We start from the raw sequence: 24,816 nt of genomic DNA, 5'->3' as shown, positions 1-24,816 counted from the left end.
AGGAGGCCCTTCCCCGCCCGGTTGGAGCACCGAGGAGCGGGGGAGGGCCTTCCTCTTTTTCTCGGAAGTCACGTCCCGTGCAGCCATGGGAGGGCCATCCATCACGATCTCTTCGGATGCGGGAGGGAGGCTGTGGTTATAAGACGGCCGCACATTTCCGGACCCCCTCTCCCAGAGATTCCATGCTCACCCTGCGTGGCGCCCCCGCCCTCTCCGAGTTCCGTCTGGCCAAGCTGCTCGCTCGCTGTCGCGAGCTGGAGCCTGCTGTGGCCTCCGTCTACGCGGAGTTCGTGCACTTCGTTGATGTCGCAACCACCCTCTCGGAGTCCGAGCGGGCCCTGATGGACAAGCTGCTGGAGTACGGCCCTCGGCTGGCCCGGAAGGAGCCCCGCGGAAGCCTGCAGCTCGTCATCCCGCGCCCCGGCACCATTTCTCCGTGGTCGTCGAAGGCCACGGACATCTTCCAGAACTGCGGCCTGCGCGGCATCCGGCGGGCCGAGCGTGGCATCGCCTATTGGGTCGCCGATGAGGTCGGTAAGGCGCTGGGTGCCGCGCAGCTCGCCCGAGTGCAGCCGGTGCTGCACGACCGGATGACGCAGGCGGTGGTGGGCCGCGAGGAAGACGCCGCCATCCTCTTCGCCGGGCACACGCCTCGGCCGCTCACCACGGTGGACGTGCTGGGTGGAGGCCGGGCCGCGCTCGTCTCCGCCAACCGGGAGCTGGGCCTGGCGCTGGCCGAGGATGAGATCGACTACCTGGTGGCGCGCTTCACCGAGCTGAAGCGCAACCCCACGGACGTCGAGCTGATGATGTTCGCGCAGGCCAACAGCGAGCACTGCCGGCACAAGATCTTCAACGCGTCGTGGACGATCGACGGCGAGAAGCAGGAGCGCTCGCTCTTCCAGTCCATCAAGAACACCTACGCGGCGAACAAGGAAGGCGTGCTGTCGGCGTACAAGGACAACGCGGCGGTGATGGAGGGCTTCGAGGTCGATCGCCTCTTCCCGGACGCGGCCAACGGCGAGTACCGCTTCCACCGCGAGCCGGCGCACATCCTGATGAAGGTGGAGACGCACAACCATCCCACGGCCATCTCGCCGCACCCGGGAGCCTCCACGGGCGCGGGCGGTGAGATTCGCGACGAGGGCGCCACGGGCCGGGGTGCGAAGCCCAAGGCGGGCCTGACGGGGTTCTCCGTCTCGAACCTGCGCATCCCCGGCTACGAGCAGCCCTGGGAGCAGCCCTACGGCAAGCCGGAGCGCATCGTGTCCGCGCTCGACATCATGATCGACGGCCCGCTGGGCGGCGCCGCCTTCAACAACGAGTTCGGCCGGCCCAACCTGTGCGGCTACTTCCGCAGCTTCGAGATGCAGGTGCCCACGTCCGAGGGCCCCGAGGTTCGCGGCTACCACAAGCCGATCATGATCGCCGGAGGCCTCGGCAACATCCGGGCGCCGCACGTGCAGAAGGGCACGCTGAAGCCGGGAGATAAGATCGTCGTGCTGGGCGGCCCGGCGATGCTGATCGGCCTGGGCGGCGGCGCGGCGTCCTCAATGACGCAGGGCACGAGCGCGGCGGATCTCGACTTCGCCTCGGTGCAGCGGGACAACCCGGAGATGGAGCGGCGCTGCCAGGAGGTCATCGACCGGTGCTGGGAGCAGGGCGAGGCCAACCCCATTCGCTCCATCCACGACGTGGGCGCGGGCGGTCTGTCCAACGCGGTGCCGGAGCTCATCCACGACAACAACCTGGGTGGACGCTTCGAGCTGCGCGAGGTGCCCAACGCAGAGCCGGGCATGGCGCCGGTGGAGATCTGGTGCAACGAGGCGCAGGAGCGCTACGTGCTGGCCATCGCGCCGGAGGACCTGCCGCGCTTCAAGGCCCTGTGCGAGCGCGAGCGGGCGCCGTTCGCGGTGCTCGGCGAGGCCACTGAGGAGCAGGTGTTGAAGCTGACGGACCGGCAGTTCAGCAACGCGCCCATCGACATCCCGATGGACGTGCTGTTCGGCAAGCCGCCGAGGATGCACCGGGACGTGAAGTCCCGCCGGCTGGAGCACGCCGAGCTGAAGCTGGACGCACCGGTGAAGGAGCTGCTGGGACGGGTGCTCGAACACCCGACGGTGGCGGACAAGGGGTTCCTCATCACGATCGGTGACCGGACGGTGTCGGGCCTGACGGCGAGGGATCAGATGGTGGGCCCCTGGCAGGTGCCAGTGGCGGACTGCGCGGTGACGCTGTCGGCGCACGCGGGCTACACGGGCGAGGCCATGTCCATGGGCGAGCGCACGCCGGTGGCGCTGATCGACGCGGCGGCCTCGGCGCGCATGGCGGTGGCCGAGGCCATCACGAACATCGCCTCGGCGCGGATCGGAAAGCTGGGCGACGTGAAGCTGTCGGCCAACTGGATGGCCGCCGCCGGGAGCCCGGGCGAGGACGCCAACCTGTACGCCGCGGTGAAGGCGGTGGGCATGGAGCTGTGCCCGGCGCTGGGCCTCACCATTCCGGTGGGCAAGGACTCCATGTCCATGCGCACGGTGTGGGAAGAGAAGGGGGCTCGCAAGGCGGTGACGGCGCCGCTGTCGCTCATCGTGTCGGCCTTCGCGCCGGTGCTGGACGTGCGCAGGTCCCTCACGCCGCAGATTCGCGAGCCGGATTCGGACACGCGGCTGGTGTTCGTGGACCTCGCGGACGGCCGGCAGCGGCTGGGTGGCTCGGTGTTGGCGCAGACCTGGTCGCAGGTGGGCCCGCGGTGCCCGGACGTGGAGAGCCCCGAGACGCTGAAGGGCTTCTTCGCCGCGATGCAGGCGCTCAACGAGGAGGGCCTGGTGCTGGCCTACCATGACCGCTCGGACGGTGGCCTGCTGACCTCTCTGGTGGAGATGGCCTTCGCGGGCCACTGCGGCTTCGAGGTGGACGTGGCGGCGCTGGGCTCGGATGCGGTCGCGGCGCTCTTCAACGAGGAGCTGGGCGCGGTGCTGCAGGTGCGGGCGGAGAACCTCCAGCGCGTGCGCGCGGTGCTGACGAGGCACGGCTTGAGCTCGGCGTACCACGAGCTCGGCCGGCCGCAGGCGGCCCTGACGGTGCAGGTGCGCCACGGCGCGAAGGTCCTCCTGGAGGAGGACACGTTGGCGCTGCGCAAGCAGTGGTCGCGCGTCAGCTACGAGATGCAGAAGCTGCGCGACAACCCGCGCTGTGCCGAGGAGGAGTACACCGCGAAGTGCGACCCGAGCGACCCTGGCCTGTCGCCCCGGCTCACGTTCGATCCGAAGGAGGACGTGGCGGCGCCGTACATCGCGAAGGGCGAGAAGCCTCGGGTGGCCATCCTGCGAGAGCAGGGGGTGAACAGCCAGCTCGAGATGGCGCGGGCGTTCATCCGCGCGGGCTTCAACGCGGTGGACGTGCACATGAGCGACATCCTGTCGGGACGGGTGTTGCTGAAGGACTTCACGGGCGTCGCGGCCTGCGGAGGCTTCTCGTACGGCGACGTGCTGGGCGCGGGTGGAGGCTGGGCGCGCTCCATCCTGTTCAACACGAGGGCGCGTGACGAGTTCGCCGCCTTCTTCGCGCGCTCGGGCACGTTCGCCCTGGGCATCTGCAACGGCTGCCAGATGATGTCGCAGCTGCGCGACCTCATCCCAGGGGCTGAGCACTTCCCGCACTTCGTGCGCAACGCCTCGGAGCAGTTCGAGGCGCGGCTGGTGCAGGTGGAGGTGGCGGAGAGCCCGTCGCTGTTCTTCAAGGGCATGGAGGGCAGCCGGATCCTCATCGCGTCCTCGCACGGAGAAGGACGGGCGGAGTTCACGAGCCCCGAGGAGGGGGCTCGGGTGAACGGGCTGGGCCTGGTGCCGGTGCGGTTCGTGGACAACCACGGGCGGGTGACGGAGACGTACCCGGCGAACCCGAACGGCTCGCCGCACGGAATCGCGGGCCTCACGTCGAGGGACGGGCGCGTCACCATCATGATGCCGCACCCGGAGCGCGTGAGCCGGAGCGTGCAGTACTCGTGGTGCCCACCGGAGTGGGGCGAGGACGGTCCCTGGATGCGGATGTTCCGCAACGCACGCGCCGCACTGGGCTGACGCCTTTCGGGTCATGCCATAAGGGTGGAGTTGTTCCGCCTTCTTGGAGGCATTCATGAAGAAGCAGGTTGTACGGGGCTTGTTTCTGTGGTGCCTCTTTGTTCTCGGTGCCTGGGGGTCCATCTCAAGGGCTGAGGAGCCGAACTCCTCAGTCACTTCCTCCAAGGCAGGGAACGAGCTGGACTCACCCAAGGAGGGCTCGAATAGCGCGCAAGCGCCAGCGCCATACAAGAGGCCCTCTGGAGCGACGACGCCCTCACAAAGAGCCGCGGTTCAAGGCAAGCCCTGTGTGGACTGCGGCAAGACGACTTCCCAACAGGTCGCTGATCACAAGACTCCTCTAGTCAAGGAGTATTACGAGACGGGCAAGGTCGATAAGACGCGGATGCGTGAGGTCGATGCTGTGCAACCTCAGTGTCCAAAATGCTCCGCGAAGCAAGGAGCTGACCTGAGTCGCTATTCAAGAGAGAAGAAAAAGACCATCAGGTCCAAGTAGCTTGAGAGAACAAAATGCGTGACGACGTTCGCGCCTCACAGCTCAGGATTTGTAAAGAACACGGAGCGCCATTCGTCGAGTCTCCCTCGGATATGAAGGTGGGGATCTCACTCAACGTGAGGAGTGGGCTCATGCCCATCAACGGACTGAGACATCCCATCCAGGGTGACACCACGGGTTGGTATATCTGGGCAGGTGGCGAGCCATCAGCGGAGCCTGATTTCTTCCAGCCCGTGCATGTGGCCCACCTGGCCGAATGGTGTCCGCTTGCATTGAAGTTCCTGGGGCTCCCTCCAGGATGGAGATTTCTGGTCGCGGAGGGCTATGAGGACGTGTGGGAGGACCCAACCCTGCTTGATACTGCGTGAGGCAGGGGGTCATGACCTTGCCCTTCCGGGCGTGGTGTAGCCTGTTGCTACATCCGCCCGAGGGCCCTCATGTCCCGTCACGTGCTGATTGCCGTGCTGTGCCTGTCGCTCACCGCCTCCGCCGACACGCCGAACCTCTTCGAACCGAAAGAGCTGTCGAGCGAGGAGGTGCTGACCTTCGTCCTCTCCTGCTCCGAGAAGGTCAAGAAGTCCAACCCCAGCCTCCAGGACGACAATCGCCTGCGGTATTGCACGTGCGCGGCGGACGCCTTGCGCCTGCGACACAAGCAGAAGGGGAAGGACGAAGCGCCGACACCTGAGGATCTTCGGCGCTGCGCGAACGAGATCGCCAAGCTGTCCCCGTCCCAGGAAGCCCAGCTTCAGACTCAACCCGAGCAGTCCGCAGCGGATCCGTCGGTGTTACCAGCCTCCACGCAAGCTCCGCGGGGCACGGACTGGAGCGTGGATGAAGCGGATGAGGCCCCTTCGTCGGAGTCCCCCAGCTCCGCCCCTGCACGGACCTGCTGCAAGGTCTGCAAGAAAGGCTGTCCCTGCGGGGACTCGTGCATCTCGTGCAGCAAGGTCTGCCACAAGGGACCCGGCTGCGCCTGTTGAGTCCGGGCTACTCGGACCAGACGAGCGCCAGTTCGAGCTCGACGGCCTCGAAGGGCTCGGCGTGGACGCGTTCGTCTCCGGCGAAGGAATCGACGAGCAACCAGTGCCGTCCCTCGCCCCGGAAGATGTCGAGCGTGCGGGCGACCGGGTCCACGTGCCACACGTTCCGCACGCCTTCCCGGGCGTAGATGCGCATCTTCTGGACCTTGTCGATGCGACGCGTGCGCTCTGAGAGGACCTCGCACACCCAATCCGGCGCGAGGTCGTAGTACGCCGGGGCATTGGTCCCTCCGATGGCGCGCGGTAGGCGCACACGTCGCCACCCAGCGATGTCCGGCACGAGCTTGTCCGGGCGGGGACCGAGGTGGAGTTCAGGCTGATTGAGGATCACCCATCCGCCTGGTCCCTCCTTGGCGAGCGTGAATGCCGTTACGAGGAGTGCACTGAGGTTCGTCCGCGCGTTGACCGTTGGGCGAGCAGGGTGAGGACTGAGGTGCAGCTCGCCGTTGAGAATCTCCGCCACCATCTCGGGGGGAACTGCTTGGAAGGCCGCCTCGACGGACGGGTCGTTCGGTTTGGTGGACTCGGAATCGGAGGGGCGGCGAGGGACCATGCGTAGAGATTTCAGCATGCCCCTCACACTGTGCAATGCCGAAGCCGTCGGAGCCGGGGCGCCTCTGTCCGATCGGTCGCGGTCTCGCCTCAGCGGGTTGCGGGACCCGAGCTGGTGTTCCCCTTCCGTCCGCGCTTCCCGGACATCCAGTCGTCGTATTGGCCGGAGCTCTTCATCTGCTGGCCCAGGTCCGTGGTGCGGACGAGCTCCTCCACCTGGGCACGTGATTGGCGCGGCAGCTTCGCGTCCATCTGCGCGAAGCCGTACGCGATCGCCGCCGCAATGGCGGTGTTGAGCCGCAGTTGCTGTGGGTCGCACTTGTCCAGCTCGTCCGAGCGCGCGTGGTAGTTCGGGCCGTAGAGCGCGGGCTCCTGGTTGGCCACCAGGTTGGGCACGCCGTGCAGCATGAAGTCGAAGTTGTCCGTGCCCACGAGCGGCACGTCCACCTGCGTGAAGGGGCCGAGTCCCTTCACCGGCTCGAGCGCGCGGTCCACCAGGGGCGGCAGCTCGGGGCGTCCGCCCGTGAAGAAGCCGGTGATGCGCCCGCAGCCGATGTCGAACGAGGCCGCCATCACGTGCTTGTCCAGCTCGGCCTCGTGCGATTGTGTGTAGCCTGCGGAGCCGTACATGCCCTGCTCCTCGCCGTTCCACAGGGCGAAGCGCACGGTGCGCGCTGGTTTGATGCCCAGCCGCTTCATCTGCCGGGCCACGTCGATGAGCGCCACCACGTTGGCCCCGTTGTCCAGCGCGCCCGTGCCCAGGTCCCACGAGTCCAGGTGCGCACCGAGCACCACCACCTCGTCCGGGCGCGTGCTGCCCCGAATCTCCCCAATGACGTTGTAGCTCTCGTAGGCGGGCCCGGATTGGACGTCGATGTCGGCCGTGAGCGTCAGCGCTTTACCCACGCGCAGCAGCCGCTGTGCGCGCAGGGCGCCATCTCGCTCCATCACCATCATGGGCCGCGTGTTGCGCAGGCCCACCGATACGTTGTGCCGGTACAGCAGGTTGTTGGGCCGAGAGCCCACATACACCACGCCCGCCACGCCGGCCGCGAAGGCGCGCTGCTCGATTTCAGCGGCCTCGGCGTACTCGCGGAACAGGCCGTCCACGTCCTTCAGCTCCGCCGTGTCCACGAGCAGAAATGCGCCCTTCGCCTTCTGCCCGAGCGCCTGGAAGTCCTTCTCCGTCCCCTTGCCGACATCGAGCAGCGGGGCCGTCATTCCGCCCTTAGGGGTTGCGGTGGAGAAGGGCATGGCCGCGATGCGCGGGGAGTAGTCCACCCCTGCGCCGCGCACGCTGGCGGACGCCGAGCGCTCCAGCCACAGGCCCGGCATCTGGAAGGCTTCCTTGCGCGCCTCGACGCCCGCCTCACGGAAGCGCGCGAGTGCCCAGTCCACCGAGCGCAGGTTGGCCGGAGAGCCCGTCGCCCTACCTCCCACCTCGTCGACGAGGGACTGCAGATCGCGCAGCAGCGGCGTATCGCCGAGGAAGGCGGAGGTCAGCCGAGCTGCCTCAGCCCGAGCCGCCTCCGAGGACTTTGCCGCGGCCTTGGGCGACTCCGCCGCCAGGGCTGGCGAGCCGAGGAGAGACAGGGACAGGAGGGACGACACCAGTCGACGGGAGGCGGAGGTGTTCAGGAGCGGACTCCAGGGAGGGTGGGGCGGCGAGCATCCCCCCAGCTTTCCGAGGACGGCAAGGCACTCCCCGTCGCGCTCCCAGAGCCCAGAAACACGAAGACCCGATGTGAACCGGAGTCCACATCGGGCCCTACTGTGAGGCGCCACCCGGATTCGAACCGGGGAATGAAGGTTTTGCAGACCTTTGCCTTACCACTTGGCTATGGCGCCGCGAGAAGCGTGTACGGCCTTATATGAACCCGAAACAGCCGGGTCAAGACAGTTAAGCGGGGGAGGAGCCTGCTCGTCCGTGTCCGGTAGCATCGGGGGCGAGCAGTCCAGCCACCGGAGGGACGTCACGATGCTGCACGGTTATGGGCTGTACCTGGAGGAGCACGAGGCCTTCCGCCGCACGGTCCGGGCGGTAGTGGACAAGGAGCTGAAGCCCTTCGCCAGTGAGTGGGAAGAGAAGGAGGAGTTCCCCCGGGAGCTCTTCACCCGCTTTGGCGAGCTGGGCTTCCTCGGCCTCAAGTACCCGGAGGAGTATGGGGGCTCCAACGCGGGGGAGCTCTACGAGGCGGTGCTGCTCGAGGAGATGGGGCGCTGCGGCTCGGGAGGGGTCGCCGCGGGTCTGGGGGCCCAGCACACCATCGCCACCGGCCCGTTGCACAAGTTCGGCACCGAGGACCAGAAGCGACGCTTCCTCGCTCCAGCCATCCGGGGGGAGAAGATCGGCGCGCTCGGCATCACGGAGCCCAATGGGGGCTCGGACGTGGCCGGTCTGCTCACCACTGCCCGTCGTGACGGCGACTCCTACATCGTCAACGGCTCAAAAACCTACATCACCAATGGAGTCCGGGCGGACTTCGTGGTGTTGGCGGTGAAGACAAACCCGGAGGCGGGGCACAAGGGCCTGTCCCTGCTGGTGGTGGAGAAGGGCACGCCCGGCTTCTCCGTGGGGCGCAAGCTGAAGAAGCTCGGGTGGCGGGCCTCGGACACCGGGGAGCTCTTCTTCGAGGACTGTCGGGTGCCCGCGGCCAACCTGCTGGGTGAGGTGGAGGGGCAGGGCTTCTATCAGATCATGGGCAACTTCCAGTGGGAGCGCCTGTCGCTCGCGCTGGGGGCGCTGGGGGCCATGGAGGAGATGCTGGAGGTCGTCATGGCCCACGTGAGGGATCGGCGGGCGTTCGGCCAGGCGCTTCACGAGTTCCAGGTGGTGCGGCACAAGATCGCTGAGCTGGCCACCGAGTTTGAAGCAGCGCGTCAGCTCACCTACCACGCGCTGCGCCTGCATGTGGGGGGCGAGTACGCCATTGCCCAGACGTCCATGGCCAAGAAGGTGGCCACCGAGACGGCCTGCCGGGTGGCCGACGCGTGTCTCCAGCTTCATGGCGGCGCCGGGTACATGATGGAGTACGACATCCAGCGACACTGGCGGGACGCGCGCCTGGGCCCCATTGGCGGGGGGACCAGCGAGATCATGAACGAGATCATCGCCCGGCAGCTGGGTCTCTAAGACGGCCCTGTCCAAGCGGGCAGGCGGGCTGTCGGGAAGGGCCTGGGGGGGGCTCCTCGTTCTGCGGGACAGACACCGCAGCAGGAGGTCCCGAGTGGTGGATCCCCGGATACCTTGTACCGAGCTTTACGTACGGCTCGGAGACGAGGAAGTGCTCGTGCTCGACTGCCGTGATCCTGCGGATTGGGATCGCTTCGGCCTGCACATCCCTGGAGCCCTGTGGATGCCCTTTGAGGAACTCCTACGGGACGCGGCGGCACTCCCCGACGACGAGCTCATCGTGGTGTGTGGGTGTTCTCCGGACGGCTCGGACTCGCGCCGGGCCTGCCGCCTGCTCCAACAGCGAGGATTCAACGCCATCTGCCTGGACGGTGGCCTCCAGGGATGGATTACCCACGGGTTGCCGACCGAGAGCCACCTTTCGAGCTCCTCGGCGAGCGGGATGTGCTGAGTCCTGGAGTGTCTACTTGCGCCGCGGTGCGTAGAAGTCCGGCGCCAAAGGGTGTAAAGGACGCGCCATCCCTACGACCCCCACGAAAGGGAGTCACACGTCATGGCCAAGCTTCGCGCCGTCCTCATTGGTGCTACTGGACTCGCCGGACAGCAGTTCATCGCCGCGCTGAAAGATCACCCCTACATCGAGCTCACCGGACTGGCGGCCTCGCCGCGCTCGGCGGGCAAAGCCTACGTGGAGGCGCTGCGCACGGCGAATGGGATGACCGCCTGGTTCGTCCCTGAGTCGCTGCCTGAGTCGATCGCGAAGATGAAGGTGGTGAGCGGCGAGGAGGTCCAGGCCAAGGACTACGACATCGCCTTCTCGGCGGTGGAGTCGGACGTGGCCAAGGACATGGAGCCTCGGCTGGCGCGGGACATCCCCGTGTTCTCCGCGGCCAGCGCCTTCCGCTACGAGGCGGACGTGCCGCTGCTCATTCCCCCGGTGAATGCCGCCCACTCCCCGTTGGTGCGCGAGCAGCAGAAGCGCCGTGGCTGGAAGGGCTTCATCGTCCCCATCCCCAACTGCACCACCACCGGTCTGGCCATCACCCTGGCCCCGCTGGCCGAGCACTTTGGCGTCAAGGCGGTGATGATGACCTCGATGCAGGCCATGTCGGGCGCGGGCCGCTCGCCTGGCGTGATCGGCCTGGACATCCTGGACAACGTCATCCCCTACATCCCCAAGGAGGAGGAGAAGGTCCAGATCGAGACGAAGAAGATCCTCGGCTCGTTGCAGGCCGGGGGCTCGGCCATTGCTCCGCATGACGTCCGGGTGTCCTGCACCTGCACCCGCGTGGCGGTGATGGAGGGTCACACCGAGTCCGTCTTCGTGTCGCTCGAGCGCAAGGCCTCCGTGCAGGAGGTGGTGGCGGCGATGCGCGAGTGGCGGGGCGCCGACGTGTCGCGCGACCTGCCGTCGGCTCCGCCCCGGTGGATTGAGGTCCTGGATGATCCGTTCCGCCCGCAGCCGCGCCTGGATCGCGACACCCACGCGGGCATGGCCACCACGGTGGGCCGGGTGCGCGAGGACGGCGTCCTGGAGAACGGCTTCAAGTACCTGCTCGTCTCCCACAACACCAAGATGGGAGCGGCCAAGGGAGCGATCCTGGTAGCCGAACTGATGCGAGCCCAGGGCATTCTGGGGTGAGACGCTGGGGGGGGTACTTAAATTAGAGAGTGCCACCCCCGCGACAACCCATTAGTGTGCGCGGGCACGGACTCAGTCCAAGAGGAGATTTCAATGGCTTACGTGGTCACCGAGCCTTGCATCAAGTGCAAGTACACCGACTGTGTCGAGGTCTGCCCGGTCAACTGCTTCTACGAGGGCGCCAACTTCCTGGTCATCCACCCGGACGAGTGTATCGACTGCGGTGCGTGTGAGCCGGTTTGCCCGACCAAGGCGATCTTCCCCGAGTCGGACCTGCCGCCCGAGTATAGCGAGTACAGGACGCTGAACGCGCAGTTCGCCACGCAGTGGCCGAACATCGCGGAGAAGAAGGCCGCCCTGCCCGACGCTGACAGCTTCAAGGACAAGAAGGGCAAGCGGAGCATGCTCGAGGCGAAGCCCGGGAAGTAGGCCGCTCGTCCCCGCTTCTCAAGGTTGTTTCAAGGCCCTCCGTCGAAAGACGGCAGGGCCTTTTTTCTGTCCCGCGTTCCCCTGCTCAAGAGGAGTGGAAGGCACTGAGCTTGAGGCCCCGTTCGGCCAGGGCGTCTCGGATGCGAGCCAGCTCCTTCTGAGGGAGGGGACCTCGGCGCCCCTGGATGCGCAGGGCCACCTCGCGCTCACCCGTGCGCTCCACCTCCACGGTGGCGTCCAAGGCTCCCCCCAGCCGCATCGCCAGCGCGGGCCGCTGCGACTTCACGAACACCTCGATCTTCTCAATGAGCTCCAGGGTGGCTTGGACGCGGACCTCGGGGTTCTGCGGCTCCACGGCTCTGGCGCTGGCCCCTCCTGGGCTCGCCCCTCCCGTGGCGGAGGTTGCCTCCACAGGAGGCATGGGCGGGAGAGGCTCCTGAGTCAGTGACGGTGGAGGGGGGCGCGGGGCCACTGGCTCGGAGCGTGGTTCTCGGACGAGCTCTCGGGCGATGAGGTCGGTCACGCGCTGCCGCACCTGCTCCTGGTTCGTCTGGTGGGCCTCACCCCGCACATCCCGGAGCCGGTGGGCCTCGACATTCAGGCCCTGGCGCACCTGTCCGAGGTGCTCGGCGCTGGCGAAGGCGCCCTGTCGGGGTGTCCGCACAAGGGCGTGGGTGGCCACGGTTCCGGTGGCGCCGCGTGTGGGGGTTATGGCGGCACGGACGGTGGGTCCTGCTCGGGCCGGGGCGACCGGGGCCTTTGTGTCCTCCGGGTGGGCCTTCTTCAGCGCTTCCTGGAAGCGTTCCTTGTCCGATGCCGGCTGGGCCGGCGCTGCCTCGTTACGACCGTCGACCTTCATGGTCCCTCTCGGCGCTGGGTGGAACCCGAGGGGGAGCACGGCTCATGCCAGGGGGTGCTCGTCAGCGGGCGCTCGGGACGGGTTCTCCATCCGTGGACGAGCGGCTCACGCGTGGGACGCCTGGGGCCGATGACTCGGAAGCGGGCCTGCGAGTACTGTTTTCCACCTCATGACCACCGACTCCAGCCCCCAGTCCTCCCGGACGCTCTCGCGCCGCACCGAGATCATCTTTCTTGTCATCTACTGCATCTGCTTCAGCTTCGGCGGGTTCGCTCACCTCATGGATCTGGTGGTGAACCAGCCGCTGGCGCGCACGACGGGGCCGGCGCCCGGCACCACGCTTCCGTTCGTGTGGAACGTCATCTCGACGTCGTTCGCGCTTTTCAATCCGCTGACGGTGGTGTTGCTGCTGGTGCGGCGCCAGGCGGGCATTGCGCTCATGGTGGCGGTCACCACGCTGGTGTTCGTGATGAACCTCGAGCTGATGGTGCAGTGGTGGATCCAGGCGCGCTACGTGCACTACAAATGGCTCTACCTGAACGGCACGCTGGGCCTCTTCCAGCTGGTGACGGCTCCCTGGATGTGGCGGACCGCCGCGGCCCGGTCGGCGGCCCAGAGCGCGTCCCCGGCCATGGCCGGATAGCGCGTGACTAGCGGCTCGGTTGGCCGAAGGCTCCCGACTGCGCGGGGGCCATGCCCATCAAGTCGTTGACGGCGAGCGGGCAGCGGGCCACGGCGTTGGGGTCCACCAGGACGTTGCCCTGGGACCAGTTGCGGTCCTGGAAGATGAGCGCGTCGCGCAGCTCAATGTCCTCCACCGCCTTCTTGAAGCCCCAGAAGCGTCCGCGCACCATCAGTTGGGTGCCCTTGGGGATGCGGCTCAGGTCCAGGTACTGCTGGGGCGCGAGCCGCGCGGTGATGTTGACCACGGGCCGCTTCTTGGGCGTGCCGAAGACGTTGAGCTCTCCGGCGTTGGGATCGGGCGGGTACCACACCATCCGAGCCACGGCCGTGGGGACCTCGGGCTCCTCCTCGAGGGGCTCGCTCCCGCGCTTCTTGGACTTCTTCTTCTTCTTCGGCTGCTCCACGTTCAGGTCGAGCAGCTCCAGGCCGCCGAAGGCCACCTGCCGGTCGAGGTAGTTCTCGCGGAACACCTTCTCGGCGGAGCGGGCGGCGGTGGCGTTGGCGCGGCGGACCTCAATCTCATAGCGGTCGCGCAGGGCGGGGAGGGTGAGGAAGAAGCTGTCAATGGGCTGCAGCCCCTCGGAGATGAAGCGCAGCTTGCCCACGTCGATGGTGAGCACCAGGGGTCCGAGCGCGGCCGCGGTCTGGAACCAGGGGGCGGGGAGTTTGCGGTCGATCAACACGCGCCGCACCATGGCCACCAGGTACGCGTTGGCCTGAAAGCGCGGGTTGCTGAGCTGCGTGTTGAGCGCCTCGACGAGCAGGGGGTCCAGGTAGAAGTTCTCGTCGCGCTTGTGGAGCAGGGGCGCCGTCTCACCGAGCAGCGTGAACAGCCCACCGAGGAGCAGGGCACAGTTGGGATCCCTCGTCCCCTGGACGAGGGCCTGGTGGATGCCGGTCTTGAGGAAGCGGCGGTCGAAGTCTTCCTCCTTGATATTGGGCACGTCGTTGCCGGAGCCGAAGAAGAGCTCGGGCTGGGCCGCGGCGGGGAGGGAGACGAGGCAGAGGGCGAGTGCGAGGAGAGCGGATCGCATCGCGCCAGAATCTATCACGCCAGGAAGCCCGGTTCTGTGGGGGAGATGCGAAGAACGAGCGCGGCGGCGAAAACGGGGAGGACGTGGCCGGTATGATGGCGAAGGGGTCGGAGGTAGACGTCCCGGGGCGGGTGGGAGGAGGACGCCCGGCGGCCTGCAAGGCGGGCACCGCGACATGGGCGCTCTTGGTGCGTCGGCGTGCCTTTTCGTCTGTTTGAGCCGCCGGGATTTGTGTACCTTGCCCGGCGTCATGTCGAACGCGGAGAATCCCCAACCGGTCACCATTGCTCAGATCAAGACCGAGGCTGAGTTGTGGCAGGCGCTCGCCATCCGCGAGGTGGTGTTCATCGAAGAGCAGCACGTGCCCGAAGGCATCGAGCGGGACGCCGAGGATGCGAAGGCGTACCACGTGCTGGCGTTCCAAGGTGGGCACGCCATCGGGACGGGGCGTCTGGTGATGTTGCCAGAGCCGCCGCCCGGAGAGTCCGGGGTGTGGGCGCAGATTGGGCGCATGGCGGTGCTGCAAGCGCACCGGAAGGCTCGAGTGGGCGCGATGCTCCTGACGACGCTGGAGGACGAGGCGCGGCGTCGGGGAGTGAACGGCATCATGCTGCACTCGCAGCTGTACGCACTCGAGTTCTACAAGAAGCAGGGCTACGAGGTGCTGGGCGAGGTCTTCAAGGAAGCAGGCATCGACCACCTGGAGATGCGCAAGAAGCTGTAGCCCCACTTCCACCCTCTCCCTCTGGGAGAGGGACGGGGTGAGGGTATGGAAGCCCTCGGGTTGGATCCGGGGTAGACCCACCACCCCCTGTCCCCCCGTCAAATCCGTCGGCCGCGCTCGGCCGGGGTCTGCGCGTGGCGAGGATCCTCGGGCCAGCTGTGCTTGGGGTATTTCCGGCACAGCTCCTTACGGATGGAGGGGTAGTGGCGCTCCCAGAAGCCGGCGAGGTCCGTGGTCACCTGGACCGCCCGCATGTTGGGGGCGAGCAGGTGGAGCACAAGGGGAACCCGCCCGGCGCACACACTGGGTCCCTGGGCCATACCAAAGAAGTCCTGGAGCCGGGACTCAACCCAAGGGGGTTTCCCGGGCTCGTAGTGGACCTTGGCGGTGCGGCCGCCGGGCAGGGAGACCTTCTCGGGGGCGTGGTTGGAGAGGAGGCGGGCCTGCTCGGAGGTGAGCCGGGAGTAGAGCGCGTCGAGGAGTGAAACGCCTTCGAGGTCCGCGAAGCTCCGGGCGCCGGCGCACAGGGATGCGAGCGAGTCGCGCATGAACGCGTCATCCACGGTGGGGAACCCGGCCTCGGGGAAGGCCTGGGCGAGCAGGGCGACACGGGTGCGCCACTGCTGGAGGGCCTCGGGGTCGGCGAAGCGGGAGGGGCCGGCGGCGAGGGCCTGCTCGACGAGGACGCGTGCGGCCTCCTCGGAGGGGGGCGCGGGGGTACGGGTCTCCTCGAGGACGAGGTTGCCGTAGGACAGGCGGGTGATGCGCTCAACGCGTTTGGAGGCGGGGTTCCACTGGAGGGCGTCCACCTCCTCCAGGGCGTCGGGGTACAGGTCGAGGAGCCACTCGGGCTCGACGGAGCTGGCGAGGCGGATGATGACGCCACGACCGGGGCGCTCCTCGGCGTCCACGGCGATCATGAGCTCGGGCTCCTGGACGACACTGACCTCGGAGAGCTGTGCGGTACCGCCGCCGAAGAGCAGGAGGTCGGGGGCACGGGGCTTGCGACGGCGGGCCACGCGGTCCGGGTAGCCGGCGAGCGCGCTGAGCATCAGCGCTTGTTCCACGTCCTCGGGACGGGAGGGCCGAGGCCCCTGCTCGCGCACGGCCCGCCGGAGCTGGCGCTGAACGCGATCCACGGCCTGCACGGCACCTTGCTCCAGAGAGAGCGACTGAACGCGGCCGGAGGAGAAGTTGGAGCGCTCGGCCTCGCGGAAGCGCTCAAGTAGCTCCAGCAGATCCGAGGGTCCGGCGACGACGTTGGCAGCCCGACCGGGCCCGGAGAGGTTGGTGCGAGCCTCGCGGCGGATGTCGCGCTCACCGACGAGGGCGGCAAGCAGGGCCGCGTCCGCGCCGACCCCGCGCCGCTCGCCCTCGACGATGATGCGGGCCTGGCGCGGGTGGAGGGGGAAGCGCAGGAGCCGCTGGCCGATGTCCGTCACGGAACCATCAGAGGCGACGGCGCCCAGACGGCGCAGGAGCGTCTCCGCGGCTTCGAGCGAGGCGGCCGGAGGGGGCTCGAAGAAGGGGAAGGAGGCCAGGTCCTTGATGCCCGAGGCGCGCAGGGCGAGCACGGTCTCAGCCAGGTCCATGCGGCGGATTTCGGGGGCATCCTGCTCGGGGCGGCCGTCGAAGTCGTGCTGGGTGTAGAGGCGGAGGCAGTGGCCGGAGCGGGTACGACCGGCGCGGCCGGCGCGCTGGGTGGCGGAGGCGCGGCTCACCTTGGCGAGCTTGAGGATGGGCAGCCCGGACCAGGGCGAGTGCGAGGCCACGCGGGCCAGGCCAGAGTCGATGACGGCGGCGACTCCGTCGATGGTGACGGAGGTCTCCGCGACGTTGGTGGAGAGGATGATCTTCCGGCGCGAGCTGCGGCGCACAGCGCGGTCCTGCTCGGCGGGGGGCAGGTCGCCGTGGAGGGGGAGCAGGTCGATGCCGTGACGTTCGGCGAACTCGGAGCAGGTCTCCTTGGCGCGGCGGATCTCCCCTGCGCCGGGGAGGAACACGAGCACGTCGCCATCGAGCCCGTTGGCGTGGAGCCGCTTGATGCCGGAGAGCACCTGGGCATCGAGGTAGCGGTCATCGGCGGTGGGGAGGTACTCGAGGCTGACGTCGAAGCGGCGGCCCTCGGAGCGGAGGGTGGGGCAGTTGTCGAGGTATGCGCTGATGGGGGCGGCCTCCAGCGTGGCGGACATGACGACGAGCTTCAGGTCGCGCCGGGGGCCCTGCTGGAGACGTCGGAGGAGGGCGAGCGAGATGTCGGCGGAGAGGTGGCGCTCGTGGAACTCATCGAGCACGACGACGCCCACGTCGCGCAGGGTGGGGTCGGAGAGGAGGCGGCGTCCGAGCACGCCCTCGGTGACGAAGGAGAGGCGCGTCTTGGGGCCGCGGACGTCCTCGAAGCGGACCTGGTAGCCGACGGTCTCGCCCACGCGCTCGCCGATCTCCTCGGAGACGCGCTGGGCGGCGAGCCGAGTGGGGAGGCGGCGGGGCTGGAGGACGACGATCTCCTTGCCCTGGCCGAGGCCCGCTTCGAGCAGGGCGCGGGGCACGCGGGTCGTCTTACCGGCGCCGGGAGGGGCTTCCAGCACGAGCGAGCTCGCGCCACGCAGGGTGGAGACGATCTCAGGCAGGAGCGGATCAATAGGAAGGGCGACGTCGGCCATGGCCGATTCCTCTTAACGGTGGCCCGAGGCCCCGGCTTTCAGGTCGACTCCGAGGTGGTGGACTTGGGCTCGCTCTTCTTGCGTCCACGCTTGCCGGCCGGCTTGGGAGCGGACTTCGCCTCGGGAGCGGACTTCGCCTCGGGAGCGGGCTCGGACTGAGGAGCGGAGGCCTCAGTGGCAGGCGGCTCGGCAGCCGGGGGAGCGGGCGGGGCCTCTGGAGCTGGCAGAGCCTCCGGAGCCGGAGCCGCGGCGACAACCTCGGGGGCAGGAGGCGCCTCGGGTGAGATCTCGGTGGAACTCGGCTCTGGGGGAGCGGACCCGGAGAGGGCGGCGAGCTCGGCCAGCTCCGCGGCACTGGGCTCGACGGAGTTGGACTCGAGAGGCACCGAGTCTGCGACTTCGGCCTCGGAGGCACCGGCCTCGGGAGGGGCCACCTCGGTCGAGTCCGGGAACGGCAGCCCGCGCCCGGCGCGCTTGCGAGGCTTGGCGGCGAGACCGGAGTTTTCAAAGGCCTCCGGGAGGGGCGCGAGGGCCGCCTCGGCGAGGCACCGGGCCTGGCGCAGGGCGATGTCCAGCCGCTTGCCCAGGGCGATGAGCTCGGCGCGGAGGGGAGCGGCCTGCTCGTGGGGGAGCTGCACGGGGGCGAAGCAGGACTGCCAGTGCGCGTAGGCGGAGGCCACCTGGTTCAGCACGGGGCGGACGAAGGAGAAGTCGTCGCGAGCGAGGATGCGGGAGACGTAGGAGGACTTGAGGCGGCGCTCGTAGCTGGCGACGAACTCCTGGAGGGCCTCGCGGGAGGCGCGGCGCAGCTGGGGGAACTTGAGGTGGGGGAAGAGGGCCTCGATGACGGGGGAGCGGCTGCTGGCGCAGAAGGTGATGCCAGCGTGGAGCTTCTCCAGGCTGTCGACCCAGACGTTCTGGAGGTTGAAGGCGAACTCCTCGCGGACCTCTTCGAGCTCGGGCAGGTCGCGCACCTTCTCCAGGATGGAGGCGGCGGGGGCGCGCTCGGTGCGGACGATCTGGACGGCGGTGGCCAGCCACTCCTTCTCACGCTCCAGACCCGGGCGGCCCGCGAGCAGCTCATCGGCGGCGGCGAGGCGCGAGTCAAAGGCCTCGGCGAAACGGACGAGATCGTAGGCTTCGAGGGTGGACAGCGACATGGGGTGGGGCCTCCTCGGGTCCTGAGCGGGACGGCCGAGATAGCACACCCGGGGCAGCGCGTTACCGGAAGAGCGAACCCGGCTCAGCGCCCGTCGAGCAAGGCGGCGAGCGCTTCGCGGGCGGTGAAGTCGGGGAAGGCGTAGGTTGCACCGGAGGCGAGCAGGGCCTCGGGGGTGAAGTTGCCGGTCCCCACCCCGATACTGGTGGCGCCAATGCCCTGGGCGGCGGCGACGTCCTTAGGCGTATCGCCGATGACGACGACGCGGCATTCCTCGACGGGGACGCCGAGCAGGGCGGCGCCGCTGCGAGCGCCATGGCGGATGAGCTCGACGCGGTCCTCGTGGTCGCAGCCGAAGCCACCGAAGGAGAAGCGGTCATGGATGCGGACGCGCTCGAGCTTGATACGAGCACCTGCGCGCACGTTGCCGGTGCCGAGCCCCACGGCGAAGCCCTTGCGGGACAGGGCGGCGTCGACGGCTTCGCGCATGCCGGGATGGAGGCGGTAGTCGCGCTCATCGACGAGGGGAACCTCCTGGGCAAGGTACTGGAGGTAGGTATCGATGACGGCGGTAATGGCCTCGGGGGTGGGTTGGACGCCAATGATCTCGAGCGCCTTGCGGACGATGGCGCGGTCGGTCATGCCGGACAGGCTGAAGGAGTCACAGGCATCGCGGCGGCCGTGGAGGCGCTCGAAGGCGAGTCCCATGGAGCGGCGACCGGCCCCTCCGGTGGTGACGAGGGTGCCATCAATATCGAAGAGGAGCACGGTGGGGCGCATGGCCCCCATCTAACGGAAGCGCCGCTCCGATGCGAGCCCCTACGGCCTACGGCTCGATATAGCTGAGCCCCTGCTGGATCGCCTCGCGAACGACGAGGGTCTCCTCGAAGGGTAGCCGCTCCTCCAGGACCTTGCGGGCCTCGGCGCCGCCCATTCGCCCGAGAGTCTGGGCGGCGGTAGCGCGCACCTGTTCGCTGCGATCGGCAAGGAGAGGGGTCAGCAGGGGGAAGGCCTCGAGCCCCGCGCGGCGGCTGAGGGCGAGCGTGGCGGCGGCGCGCACGGAGTCGGGGGTGGCCTGGCTGATCAGGAGTCCCTGGAGGCGCTGGGTGGCCTCGGGGTTCTCCACCACGGCGATGGCAGCGACAGCGCGGGTGCGCTGGGGCTCGGGGGAGGAGGGGTTGCTGGCGAGCTCGAGCAGCTCGGTGAGTGCGTCGGGACCGAGAGGGGCCCAATCCGCGGCGCGGGGAAGGGCCTCGGGACGCTCGAGCAGGCGGAGGATCTTCTCACGAACCGTTGCGCGGGGCTGGGGCGCGGGGGAGGCGGGGGGCATCCTGACCGCAGAGGCCTCGCCGAAGGGGGAGGGACCCGTCAGGAGCAACGTGGCGAGCGCACACGTGGAGACGAGGGCAGCGCGCCACCTGCGGGAGTGCGCGGCGGCGCGAGCGGGAACGGCTGGGGGGGAGAAAGACATGGGGTGCTCCCTCGTACGGACCTTTGACGGAGCCCCGTTATAGGCCGGAGACGTGGGTGGATTCGACGCCCCCCTGAGTACCTTTTGCTGAAAGTGGATTCTTGTATTGTCGCGCTCCCATGGCCGGACGAGTCTTCTTCTTCCTGCAGCACGCCACCTACGAGCCTGCGTTTCAGGCCGCCTCGATGGGGATGACCGCGGCGGCCATGGGGGACGAGGTGTACTTCGTCTTCGCCTTTGACGCGCTGCGGGCGCTGGTGCGAGGCCGCTTCGGTCTGCCGCACAGCGAGAGGGAGTTGTCGGAGAGTGCACGTGCGGAAGGACTCGGAGTGTCCACGCCGGTACGGATGCTGGAGGAGGCTCGGGCACTGGGCGCGAAGCTGGTGGCGTGCGACACCACGGTAAGAATCTGTGGATACGCGCCGGAAGAGCTTCAGGGGACGCTGGACGAGGTGATGGGATTGGCGTCGCTGTGGAGATTGACAGCAACTGCACGCACCCTTGCCCTCTAGGTAGGCCTGGAGTTGGCGCTGGCCGTGAGCGCGCCGGAGAGGGTATCCTCGGCACACTTTCGGGGCCGGACCCTGGTAAGCGCGGGGGATGTCCCGCGCCTGTTTCCGCGGAGCGAAATCAATCTATGCGCGCCAAGCTGACCTTCCTGAGCGCCCTTGTCGTGGGCACCTTCGGTGGTGTTCTCGCCACCGGTTGCCAGACGTATGACTTCGAGCCGGTGGATCCGCTCGCCATCTCGCAGACGACGGAGACGCGACATATCGAGGCACGGGCGGCCAAGCCGAACCTGATGCTTCTGGTGGACAAGTCCGGCTCGATGACGGAGCCGGTGAAACCGTCGGATCCGAACTGTCTCGTGGGCGGTAAGGTCTGTGGCGATTCGTCCCGTCCGTGCAATACGGCCATCTGTCCCACGCGCTGGAGCGAGCTGCAGGGCGCGATGCAGGACTTCCTCAACAGCAGCGGCAAGCTCGCGCGCTTCGGGCTCGCCACCTATCCGGCGGATGCGTCGTGTGGCTCCACGTCCTCGATCAGCGTCAATCTGCCCGCCGAGGGCGTCGAGGACGAGGCCTCGCTCGCAACCAAGGCCGAGGAGGTGAAGACGGAGATCTTCAAGATCAAGAACGCCTCGTCCACGGGAGAGCCGACGCCCCGGGGTGGTACGCCCACCAGCGCGAGCCTCAAGTTCATGGGCGGGCTCAGCGAGCTGCAGTCGGCGGAGCGAGCCGACTTCGTGCTGCTGCTCACGGACGGTCTTCCCAACTGCAACGCGGCCTTCCCGAAGCCCTATCCGGATCCCGCTTGCTTCTGCACCCTGTTGGATTGCACCGCCGGCAAGCAGATCGGCTGCCTCGACAACGATGAGTCGGTGGCGGCGGTGAATGAGCTGCGCCGCAAGGATATCAAGACCATCGTCATCGGCTTTGGCGCGGACTTCGACTCCTCCAGCGATACGGGGAAGCGGGGCGCTGCGACGCTCAACGCCATGGCCGAGGCGGGTGGTTTCGAGCGCAAGTGTTCGCAGGACTCGGACTGCGGCTCGGGTGACACGTGCGATAAGAGCAAGAGCCTCTGCAACCGCCAGTTCTTCCAGGCGGCCAACAGGAATGATCTGGTCTCGGCCCTGAAGGATATCAGCGGGAAGATCTTGGTGGATAACCCCTGCCTGCTGACCTTCGATGCAACCGAGCGTCCGACCTCGCAGGAGCTGGTGGTGGTCTACATCAACGGGGAGCGCCTCTCCTCGGGCGCGGACACCTGGAGCCTGACGGATGATGGCATCCTCTTTTCGGGCACCACGTGCGAGCGCATCAAGACTTCCACGACGAGCGCGCCCGTGGACATCGAGGTACGCGCCGTTCAGCGGCGATAGTCCCCTGGGGCGGCTTTACGCGGTGAAGGGGTGGGGCTATGTCTCCGGCGCCCGCCCTGGCCGCCCATGAAGATCACCATCCTCTCGCGCTCCGCCTCCATTTCGTCCACCAAGCGACTCGTCGAGGCCGGGCGCGCGAGAGGGCATCAGGTGCGTGTGCTCAACCCGGTCCGGGTGGAAATGCACCTGGATGGACAGCGCGCCAACCTTTACTACCGGCGCCGCAAGCTGTCCCCATGCGACGTGGTCATCCCGCGCATCGCGCAGTCCATCAACAACTACGGCTTGGCGGTGGTGAATCAGTTCGCCATGTGCGGGGTTCCGCTGGTGAACACGGCGCGGGCGATCGCCGAGTCACGCAACAAGCTGCGCTCGCTGCAGCTGTTGTCGGCGCACGGTATCGACATTCCAGCGACAGTCATGGCGCGTGACGCGGCGGACCTGAAGGCCATGGTGGGCCTGGTGGGCGGCGTGCCGGTGCTGGTGAAGCTGCTGCAGGGTCAGGAGAAACACGGGGTGATGGTGTGCGAGAGCCTCCAGTCGCTGGAGGCGGCGCTCGAGGCCATTCTTGGGCTGGGGCACAACCTGGTCGTCCAGCAGTATGTGCAGAACTCCGGGCAGGACGTGCGGGTGTTGGTGGTGGGAGGCCACGCGGTGGCGGCCGTGCGGCGCCGGCCCAGGTTTGGACGGCTCTCCTACACGTTGAACCGGGGCGCGCGGCTGGAAGGCATCGAGCTGACGGAGCCCCAGCGACTGGCGGCGGAGAAGACGGCCTCGTTGGTGGGGCTGGAAGTGGCGGCGGTGGATTTGCTGGCCGTGCCGGAGGGGAAGGCGAAGGTGTTCGAGGTCAACAGCTCGCCGGCCCTCCCGGAGATGGAGGCAGCCACGGGGTTGGATCTGGCCAGCATCATCATCCAGCGTGCTGAGGAACTGGCGGCCGGGGGACCGAGAGTCGGCCTGCCCGAGCCCGAGCCGATGATTCCCTCTCGGCGTAAGAAGGCTTCCAAGGCCTCCGCGGGCGAGGGATGAGAAGAAAGAGGACCCCGGTGGTCGGAGGGGCGGTGATATAGGGGGCCCGCTGACTCTCCAGAGGAGAACGAACCATGCTGCACGTCCGACGCATCACCTCCCTGGCCGCCGCGGTGGTGGCTCTCGCTTGCACCCATGCCTATGCCGAGGGCCAGGTGGACCCTGCGACCCTCTACGAGGTGAGCACGGAGGGGACTTCCACGAAGGTGAAGGCGGGAGAGCAGGGCGTGTTCGTGCTGTCCATCAAGAGCAAGCAGGGGGCGCATGTGTCCGACGAGGCGCCGCTGAAGCTGGAACTCAAGGGAACGCAACTGACGCCCACCCAGGAGAAGCTGGCGCTGAAGGACTCGGTGGCGAAGAAGGCCGTGGGGCAGCAGTTCGTGGATCCGCGCTTCGAGGTGCCTTTCAAGGCCACGGCGGCTGGCAAGGGGACGCTGGAGGCGAAGCTCACCTTCTTCATCTGCTCGGAGCAGCTCTGCGCTCGGCAGCAGAAGACGTTCTCCCTGCCTGTCGAGGTCCTCTAGCCCGTGGTTCGCCAGCGTTCATCCAGGGGCAGTGAGCGTGGGGATCGTGGAGGGCGCGAGCGCGGGGGAGACCGTGAGCGCGCCGAGCAGCGCTACGTCTACGGGGTGAACCCGGTCCTCGAGTCGCTCCGGGCGCATGCGGAGCGGGTAGAGCGCCTCTTCATCACCGAGGGGCAGCTTGCCGCAAAGGCGGCGGCGGAGATCTTCAGCCGCGCGAGGGACTCGGGCATTCGGGTGGAGCGCGTGCCGCGGGAGCGGCTGGCCGTGATGGCCGATGGCGGAGTGCACCAGGGGGTAGTCGCCGAGCTACGGGGCTTCGAGTACGCGGAGCTGCCGGACCTGTTGGAGGCGGCCGAGGCAAGCGGACGTCCTCCCCTGTTCGTGGTGCTGGATGGCATTCAGGATCCCCATAACTTCGGGGCCATCATCCGCTCGGCGCACGCGCTGGGGGCCCACGGGGTGATCATCGCCAAGGATCGAGCGGTGCCGGTGACGGGGGTGGTGGCCAAGGCCTCGGCAGGGGCAGTGGAGCACTGTCTCATCGCGCGGGTGACCAACCTGTCCCGAACGCTGGAGGAGTTGAAGGAGGCCGGGGTGTGGATCGCCGCGGCGGACCCTCACTCGAACGAGCCCATGTGGAGCGCTCGGCTGGACGGGCCATTGGCGTTGGTCGTGGGGGCCGAGGGAGCGGGCGTGCGACAGGGCGTCCTGGAACACTGTGATTTCCGCCTCAGGATTCCGATGCTGGGTCAGGTCGGTTCCCTGAATGCGTCCGTTTCTGCGGCGATTCTGCTATACGAGGCCGCCCGGCAGCGGGGGATGTCACGTCCCGGTGCCGGAAGTTGAACCCGGCGGATCAAACCGCTTGACTTGAACGGCGGGGACTTCTAAAAGGGCGCGCCTCGACGGGACGGGTGGTTGACGGTGCCGGCGAGGAGGTGGACGGGGTAGGGGACGTAGTCGAAGTTGCTGGACGCCGGTGTAGCTCAGTCGGTAGAGCAACTGATTTGTAATCAGTAGGTCGCGGGTTCAAGTCCCGCCGCCGGCCAAGAAGAACGGGGCCGCGGATGAGGGCCCGGGGCAAAAAAGCAGTAGGAAGAAACAACGGTTTTACGGTAGTTGAGGATAGCGGTTGCGGAGGGGTACCCAAGCGGCCAAAGGGAGCAGACTGTAAATCTGCCGGCTCTACGCCTTCGTTGGTTCGAATCCAACCCCCTCCATCGGAATCGCGGGAATAGCTCAGTTGGTAGAGCGTCAGCCTTCCAAGCTGAATGTCGTGGGTTCGAGTCCCATTTCCCGCTCCAGTTGTTGTAGTCGCAGATACAAGCCCTGATAGCTCAGTTGGCAGAGCGCATCCTTGGTAAGGATGAGGTCACCAGTTCAATCCTGGTTCAGGGCTCCATTTTTCGA

Annotated in this window: 22 protein-coding genes and 5 tRNA genes; 18 read left to right on the top strand and 9 right to left on the bottom strand. The window is 67.7% G+C overall.

Features of this window, described 5'->3' with window-relative positions; all coding sequences use genetic code 11:
- The first annotated feature begins 182 nt into the window (after positions 1-182).
- The 3 genes from purL (at position 183) to F0U60_RS33855 (ending at position 5,558) form a co-directional block, all read left to right on the top strand.
- Positions 183-4,079, top strand: a complete 3,897-nt coding sequence (gene purL / locus F0U60_RS33865; RefSeq protein ID WP_395806190.1) for a phosphoribosylformylglycinamidine synthase — start codon at positions 183-185, stop codon at positions 4,077-4,079.
- Between the two features lie 510 nt (positions 4,080-4,589).
- Positions 4,590-4,943: a hypothetical protein gene (locus F0U60_RS33860; RefSeq protein ID WP_395806189.1), complete on the top strand. Its 354-nt coding sequence runs from the start codon at positions 4,590-4,592 to the stop codon at positions 4,941-4,943.
- A 69-nt stretch (positions 4,944-5,012) separates the two neighbouring features.
- Positions 5,013-5,558, top strand: a complete 546-nt coding sequence (locus F0U60_RS33855) for a hypothetical protein (RefSeq protein WP_395806188.1) — start codon at positions 5,013-5,015, stop codon at positions 5,556-5,558.
- A gap of 7 nt (positions 5,559-5,565) precedes the next feature.
- On the opposite strand, the gene F0U60_RS33850 is transcribed toward F0U60_RS33855, so the two are convergent.
- From F0U60_RS33850 to F0U60_RS33840, 3 genes are all read right to left on the bottom strand, one after another.
- Complete coding sequence (locus tag F0U60_RS33850; RefSeq protein WP_395806187.1) at positions 5,566-6,171, bottom strand: Uma2 family endonuclease; 606 nt, start codon at positions 6,169-6,171, stop codon at positions 5,566-5,568.
- Positions 6,172-6,260: 89 nt separating this feature from the next.
- Positions 6,261-7,781, bottom strand: coding sequence for a M20/M25/M40 family metallo-hydrolase (locus F0U60_RS33845; protein WP_395806186.1), 1,521 nt, complete (start codon positions 7,779-7,781; stop codon positions 6,261-6,263).
- 165 nt (positions 7,782-7,946) lie between these two features.
- A tRNA-Cys gene (locus F0U60_RS33840) sits at positions 7,947-8,018 on the bottom strand.
- A 130-nt stretch (positions 8,019-8,148) separates the two neighbouring features.
- Here F0U60_RS33840 and F0U60_RS33835 point away from each other — a divergent pair.
- The 4 genes from F0U60_RS33835 to fdxA all read left to right on the top strand — a co-directional run bounded on the left by F0U60_RS33835 (position 8,149) and on the right by fdxA (position 11,374).
- Complete coding sequence (locus F0U60_RS33835) at positions 8,149-9,303, top strand: acyl-CoA dehydrogenase family protein (RefSeq protein WP_395825577.1); 1,155 nt, start codon at positions 8,149-8,151, stop codon at positions 9,301-9,303.
- Between the two features lie 94 nt (positions 9,304-9,397).
- Positions 9,398-9,754: a rhodanese-like domain-containing protein gene (locus F0U60_RS33830; protein ID WP_395806185.1), complete on the top strand. Its 357-nt coding sequence runs from the start codon at positions 9,398-9,400 to the stop codon at positions 9,752-9,754.
- A 102-nt stretch (positions 9,755-9,856) separates the two neighbouring features.
- Complete coding sequence (asd, locus tag F0U60_RS33825; protein WP_395806184.1) at positions 9,857-10,945, top strand: aspartate-semialdehyde dehydrogenase; 1,089 nt, start codon at positions 9,857-9,859, stop codon at positions 10,943-10,945.
- A gap of 93 nt (positions 10,946-11,038) precedes the next feature.
- Positions 11,039-11,374, top strand: coding sequence for a ferredoxin FdxA (gene fdxA / locus F0U60_RS33820; RefSeq protein ID WP_395806183.1), 336 nt, complete (start codon positions 11,039-11,041; stop codon positions 11,372-11,374).
- Positions 11,375-11,459: 85 nt separating this feature from the next.
- Here the strand turns inward: fdxA and F0U60_RS33815 are convergent, their stop codons facing one another.
- Positions 11,460-12,233, bottom strand: a complete 774-nt coding sequence (locus tag F0U60_RS33815) for a hypothetical protein (protein ID WP_395806182.1) — start codon at positions 12,231-12,233, stop codon at positions 11,460-11,462.
- 169 nt (positions 12,234-12,402) lie between these two features.
- Here F0U60_RS33815 and F0U60_RS33810 point away from each other — a divergent pair, with 169 nt between their 5' ends.
- Entirely contained in the window at positions 12,403-12,876 is a 474-nt protein-coding gene (locus F0U60_RS33810; protein ID WP_395806181.1) for a hypothetical protein, read from the top strand.
- Positions 12,877-12,883: 7 nt separating this feature from the next.
- Here the strand turns inward: F0U60_RS33810 and F0U60_RS33805 are convergent, their stop codons facing one another.
- A complete protein-coding gene (locus F0U60_RS33805; RefSeq protein WP_395806180.1) occupies positions 12,884-13,951 on the bottom strand; it encodes a hypothetical protein in 1,068 nt (355 codons plus the stop codon).
- A gap of 250 nt (positions 13,952-14,201) precedes the next feature.
- Here F0U60_RS33805 and F0U60_RS33800 point away from each other — a divergent pair, with 250 nt between their 5' ends.
- Complete coding sequence (locus tag F0U60_RS33800; RefSeq protein WP_395825574.1) at positions 14,202-14,675, top strand: GNAT family N-acetyltransferase; 474 nt, start codon at positions 14,202-14,204, stop codon at positions 14,673-14,675.
- A 98-nt stretch (positions 14,676-14,773) separates the two neighbouring features.
- On the opposite strand, the gene hrpB is transcribed toward F0U60_RS33800, so the two are convergent.
- From hrpB to F0U60_RS33780, 4 genes are all read right to left on the bottom strand, one after another.
- Positions 14,774-17,338, bottom strand: coding sequence for an ATP-dependent helicase HrpB (gene hrpB, locus F0U60_RS33795; protein ID WP_395806179.1), 2,565 nt, complete (start codon positions 17,336-17,338; stop codon positions 14,774-14,776).
- A 38-nt stretch (positions 17,339-17,376) separates the two neighbouring features.
- Entirely contained in the window at positions 17,377-18,498 is a 1,122-nt protein-coding gene (locus F0U60_RS33790) for a hypothetical protein (protein WP_395806178.1), read from the bottom strand.
- A gap of 83 nt (positions 18,499-18,581) precedes the next feature.
- The gene (locus F0U60_RS33785) at positions 18,582-19,286 is read right to left on the bottom strand and encodes an HAD family hydrolase (protein ID WP_395806177.1); all 705 of its coding nucleotides are present in this window, start codon (positions 19,284-19,286) and stop codon (positions 18,582-18,584) included.
- Positions 19,287-19,323: 37 nt separating this feature from the next.
- Positions 19,324-19,968 (bottom strand): HEAT repeat domain-containing protein, encoded by a 645-nt coding sequence (locus F0U60_RS33780; RefSeq protein WP_395806176.1) that lies wholly within the window; start codon positions 19,966-19,968, stop codon positions 19,324-19,326.
- A gap of 119 nt (positions 19,969-20,087) precedes the next feature.
- Here F0U60_RS33780 and F0U60_RS33775 point away from each other — a divergent pair, with 119 nt between their 5' ends.
- The 9 genes from F0U60_RS33775 (at position 20,088) to F0U60_RS33735 (ending at position 24,808) form a co-directional block, all read left to right on the top strand.
- Complete coding sequence (locus F0U60_RS33775) at positions 20,088-20,480, top strand: hypothetical protein (protein WP_395806175.1); 393 nt, start codon at positions 20,088-20,090, stop codon at positions 20,478-20,480.
- A gap of 125 nt (positions 20,481-20,605) precedes the next feature.
- Positions 20,606-21,853, top strand: coding sequence for an adventurous gliding motility lipoprotein CglB (cglB, locus tag F0U60_RS33770; protein ID WP_395806174.1), 1,248 nt, complete (start codon positions 20,606-20,608; stop codon positions 21,851-21,853).
- Positions 21,854-21,919: 66 nt separating this feature from the next.
- Positions 21,920-22,882 carry a RimK family alpha-L-glutamate ligase gene (locus F0U60_RS33765; protein ID WP_395806173.1) on the top strand — a complete coding sequence of 321 codons (963 nt, stop codon included), beginning with the start codon at positions 21,920-21,922 and terminating at the stop codon, positions 22,880-22,882.
- Positions 22,883-22,956: 74 nt separating this feature from the next.
- Positions 22,957-23,406 (top strand): hypothetical protein, encoded by a 450-nt coding sequence (locus tag F0U60_RS33760; protein WP_395806172.1) that lies wholly within the window; start codon positions 22,957-22,959, stop codon positions 23,404-23,406.
- Between the two features lie 3 nt (positions 23,407-23,409).
- Complete coding sequence (gene rlmB, locus F0U60_RS33755; RefSeq protein ID WP_395806171.1) at positions 23,410-24,252, top strand: 23S rRNA (guanosine(2251)-2'-O)-methyltransferase RlmB; 843 nt, start codon at positions 23,410-23,412, stop codon at positions 24,250-24,252.
- A gap of 129 nt (positions 24,253-24,381) precedes the next feature.
- Positions 24,382-24,454, top strand: a tRNA-Thr gene (locus tag F0U60_RS33750).
- Positions 24,455-24,542: 88 nt separating this feature from the next.
- Positions 24,543-24,626, top strand: a tRNA-Tyr gene (locus F0U60_RS33745).
- An 8-nt stretch (positions 24,627-24,634) separates the two neighbouring features.
- A tRNA-Gly gene (locus F0U60_RS33740) sits at positions 24,635-24,710 on the top strand.
- A gap of 22 nt (positions 24,711-24,732) precedes the next feature.
- A tRNA-Thr gene (locus F0U60_RS33735) sits at positions 24,733-24,808 on the top strand.
- Positions 24,809-24,816 lie beyond the last annotated feature (8 nt).

This window comes from Archangium minus, assembly GCF_044360475.1.
GTDB lineage: Bacteria > Myxococcota > Myxococcia > Myxococcales > Myxococcaceae > Archangium > Archangium minus.
This window is presented reverse-complemented; position numbering and strand designations above follow the sequence as displayed.